3 protein-coding genes and 1 pseudogene are annotated in these 4,318 nt (G+C 73.7%); 3 read left to right on the forward strand and 1 reads right to left on the reverse strand.

Translation table 11 applies throughout. From position 1 onward, the window contains the following. Positions 1–84 precede the first annotated feature (84 nt). A pseudogene (locus tag ACOV8S_RS09985) lies at positions 85–800 on the forward strand (Tellurium resistance). 67 nt (positions 801–867) lie between these two features. Here ACOV8S_RS09985 and ACOV8S_RS09990 read toward each other — a convergent pair. Further along, positions 868–1,713, reverse strand: a complete 846-nt coding sequence (locus tag ACOV8S_RS09990; protein ID WP_448317441.1) for a TerD family protein — start codon at positions 1,711–1,713, stop codon at positions 868–870. Positions 1,714–1,925: 212 nt separating this feature from the next. On the opposite strand from ACOV8S_RS09990, the gene ACOV8S_RS09995 reads away from it, so the two are divergent. Both ACOV8S_RS09995 and ACOV8S_RS10000 read left to right on the forward strand, forming a co-directional pair. Continuing rightward, positions 1,926–3,107 carry an HpcH/HpaI aldolase/citrate lyase family protein gene (locus ACOV8S_RS09995; RefSeq protein ID WP_448317442.1) on the forward strand — a complete coding sequence of 394 codons (1,182 nt, stop codon included), beginning with the start codon at positions 1,926–1,928 and terminating at the stop codon, positions 3,105–3,107. Positions 3,108–3,602: 495 nt separating this feature from the next. After that, the coding region (locus ACOV8S_RS10000; protein ID WP_448317443.1) for a phosphoribosyltransferase domain-containing protein at positions 3,603–4,318 on the forward strand (716 nt) is incomplete at its 3' end.

Here is a 4,318-nt window from a genome sequence, read left to right on the forward strand (position 1 = left end):
GCTTCCACGGAACAGCGGTCCGGCGAGCGGGGGACGAGGCCGGGGGCCGCGGCGTTCTCGGGGTTCTCCGGTTTCTTCGACGGCCTGCGGCCCTGGCACGCGGCCGGCTTCGACACCCGGGGCGCCCGGGGCGGTCCCGTCCGGCTGACCAGCCGGCGCCGCCGGGTGTCGCTCACCAAGCAGGGCGCCGACACCGGCAACCTGCGCGTCCAGCTGGCCTGGCGGATGCGGACCTCCGACCTCGGCGGCGGCACCGGGAGAGCCTGCTGCGCCACCCGCTGCGGGCGCTCCGGCCGCCGGAGGTCGTCGGCCACACCCAGTCCATGGTCCGCGTCGACCTCGACCTGGGCTGCCTGTACGAACTCACCGACGGCTCCAAGGGCGTCGTGCAGCCGCTCGGCGGCCTCTACGGGGCGATCAACGAGCCGCCCTACGTGAAGCTGGACGGCGACGACCGGGCGGGCTCCGGGTCCGGCGAGACGATGCACATCAACCTCGACCACCGGGACGACATCCGGCGGCTGCTGGTGTTCGCCTACATCTACGACGAGACCCCCGCCTTCGACCGCACCGAGGCGACGGTCACGCTCTTCGCCGGGGCGGACCCGGTGATCGAGATCGACCTCGACGAGCGCCACCCGCAGGCGCGGTCGTGCGCGGTGTTCATGGTGGAGAACGTCAAGGGCGAGATCTTCGTCCGCCGCGAGGCGCGTTACGTCTACGGCTACCAGGCCGAACTGGACCGCCTCTACGGCTGGGGTCTCAACTGGGGCCGCGGCCACAAATCCACCGGCCGCTGACCCCCACGGCCTGCGAGGGCCCGGCCGCCCGCCCGCTGGCGGGGGACCCCGCCAGCGGGCCGTGAGGTCAGCGGGAGAGGAACTGGGGGCCCATGGGGGGCATGCGGAAGCCCTGGTCGCCCACCGGCTGGGGATAGCCGTACGCGGACGCCTGCGCCGGCACCCTCTGCACGGTCGCCGCCGGCGGATACCCGTACCCGGCGGCGGCGCCACCGCCCGCCGGCGGATACCCGTACCCCGTCGTGGCGGGCGGCGCCACGATCGCCGCAGCCGTCGGCTCCTCCGCCGGCAACGGCCGCGAGAAGTCCGGCCCGGAAGCGGGCGACTCGATCCCGTTCCCCGGCTGCTCGGCCGCCGCGGCACTCACGTCGGGGTCCTCGACCGAGATGCCGAAGTCGGAGGCCAGCCCCTCGAGCCCGTTGGCGTAGCCCTCTCCGAGGGCCCGGAACTTCCAGCTCCCGCCCCGCCGGTAGAGCTCGCCGCAGATCATGGCGGTCTCCTCGCCGGTCTCCGGCACGATGTCGAAATACGCCAGCGGATCCCCGTCCGGCACGTCCGCGTCGTACAGCAGGATGCGCAGGTCCTCCACGCGGGAGAACGGCGCCCCGTCCGCCGAGGCGACGACCAGAACACGGCTGACATCGGCCTCGACACCGTTCAGATTCGTCTGGACCGTGTCGGTGAGGCCCTCGGTGACGCGCTTCTTGCCGAGCCGCCAGACCTTCCCGGAGGGATGCCGTGGCTGGTTGTAGAAGACGAAGTCCCCGTCCGAGCGCACGCGTCCGTCCGTCCCGAGCAGCAGCGCCGAAGCGTCCACGTCGGGCGCGCCCGGCCCCGCCGACCACCGGAGCACGGCGCGTACCGTGCCCGCCTCCAGCGGGACGTTGGAGCCCTTCAGCATCGCGTGCGTCATACGGGCAATCCTGCCCTCTGGCTCCGGCAAGGACAATGCGGGGGTCGGCCGGGCCGATCGGGACGAGTTCGGCCCGGGAGGGACTGTCGCGGTCCGTAACGGACATACGCCGGTCACCCGAACTTCACGGACCTCGGGAACTGCGGAAATAGATCTGTACGTACTATTACCGGCCACCCTCTTCGGCCGCTGATTTTCTCACGGGGGACACCATGCGTCACTTCGGGCACGTAGCCCCGGAGGTGCGAGAGCGCCTCTTCCATCAGGAGCCCTGCGAGTTCACGGCCGACTCGCCCGCCCCCGTGCTCTCCGCGGCGCTGGGCGCGACCCTCTACAGCCCGGCCACCCGCCCGCGGCTGGCCGACGACGTCCTCAAGCAGGCGGCCCGCGGCGTCGTCTCCATGGTCCTGTGCCTGGAGGACTCCATCGACGACGCCGACGTCGAGGCCGGCGAGGAGAACCTGGTCCAGCAGTTCGCCGCCCTGGACGCCCAGCTCCGCGAGACCTCCGGCGAGCGGCTGCCGCTGCTGTTCGTGCGGGTGCGGCACCCCGGGCAGATCGGCGACCTGGTCCGCCGCTTCGGCGCGTCCGCCCGGCTGCTCTCCGGCTTCGTGGTGCCCAAGTTCACCCAGCGGCACGGCACCCCCTTCCTGGAGGCGGCGGCCGAGGCCGAGGCGGCGAGCGGCCGGCGGCTGTTCGTGATGCCGGTATTGGAGTCGCCCGAACTGCTCCACCTGGAGACGCGGACCGAGACCCTGACGGGGATCTTCGACACGGTCGACAAGTACCGCGACCGGGTGCTGGCGCTGCGGCTCGGGGTCACGGACTTCTGCTCCGCCTACGGCCTGCGCCGCGCCCCCGACATGACCGCCTACGACGTGCGGATCGTCGCCTCGGTGATCTCCGACGTGGTCAACGTGCTGGGGCGCGCCGACGGCACCGGCTTCACCGTCACCGGGCCGGTGTGGGAGTACTTCCGGTTGCAGGAACGTATCTTCAAGCCGCAGCTGCGGGAGAGCCCGTTCCGCGGCGACGCCCGGGAACTGCGGGAGAACCTCATCGAGCACGCGCTGGACGGCCTGCTGCGGGAGATCGCCCTCGACCAGGCCAACGGCCTGCTCGGCAAGACCTGCATTCACCCCACCCACGTGCAGCCCGTCCACGCGCTCTCCGTCGTCAGCCACGAGGAGTTCTGCGACGCGCAGGACATCCTGCGGCCCGAGCGGGGCGGCGGCGGGGTGCTGCGGTCGGCGTACACCAACAAGATGAACGAGGTGAAGCCGCACCGGGCGTGGGCCGAGCGGACCATGCTCCGCGCGCAGGTCTTCGGCGTCGCCCAGGAGGACGTGGGCTTCGTCGACCTGCTCGCCGCGGCCTCCGACGCCTGCCCGTGAGAGCCCGCAGTTCGCGAGCGGCCCTCCCCGCGGCCGCGGGCCTCTCCTGCCCGGGAGCCAGGGCGGGGTTGCGCCACGCAGGCGCTGCCCACGCAGGCGTGGCCCACGTGGGTGTGGCCCACGTAGGCATGCCCCACGTGGGTCTGGCGTACGCAGGTCTGGCACACATGGGCCTGGCCCACGCAGGCGGGCCGCACACAGGCGTGTCCCGCACTGGCGGGCGGGACACGCCTCCAGGCCACCCGGGCCCCACCGGCGGGCGGGAGACGCCGCCAGGCCATCCGGGCCACCCGGGCCACCGGGACGAACGGCCCGCTCAAGCCATGCGGGTCGCCGGGACCACCCGGGGCGCCCAGCCCGTCCGGGTCACCGCGAGCACCCGGGCCCCGTGAACACGGACGGGCGCCCCGCACGCGCGCCCCGCACGCCGCAGGCAGACGGACGCCGGAGGGCGGCGGCACACGCCGCCCCACCGGCCGGACACACAAGGGACTCATGAAGACAGCCGACACCGCCGAGGACCGCACCGGCCCCTGGACCGGCACCTGGGTGGCCGAACGCCTGGGCGTCGCCCTGGAGGGCGACCCTGCCCTGCGCGAGCTGCTGGGGCTCGCCCTGCGCCGCAACCCCCGCCGCGCCCACCTGCTCGTCTCCCACGTGCTCGGCAAGCACGTGCCGCAGTCGCCCGCCGTCGTCCACGGACACGGCGTGGCCCTGGGCCGCCGGGTCCGCGAGCTGCTGGGCCCGCAGGAGGCGTCGCGGGCCGTCGTCCTCGGCTACGCGGAGACCGCCACCGGCCTCGGCCACTCGGTCGCGGACGGCCTCGGCGACGCCCCCTGCCTGCACTCCACGCGTCGTCCCGTCCCCGGCGTCGACGCGGCCGGCGGCTTCGAGGAGTCCCACTCCCACGCCACCAGCCACCTCCTGCTTCCCGAGGACCCCGCGCTGCTCGCCGGGGACGGCCCGCTGGTGCTGGTCGACGACGAGTTCTCCACCGGCAACACGGTCCTGAACACCATCCGCGCCCTGCACGCCCGTTACCCCCGCACGCGGTACGTGGTGGTCGCCCTGGTCGACACCCGTTCGCCCGCCGACAGCGGCCGGCTCGCCGAGTTCGCCGCGGAGATCGGCGCCCGCGTCGACCTGGTCGCCACCGCGACCGGCCGGGTCCGGCTCCCGGAGGGCGTCCTCGAGAAGGGCCAGGCCCTGGT

Source organism: Streptomyces sp. CO7, assembly GCF_053474865.1.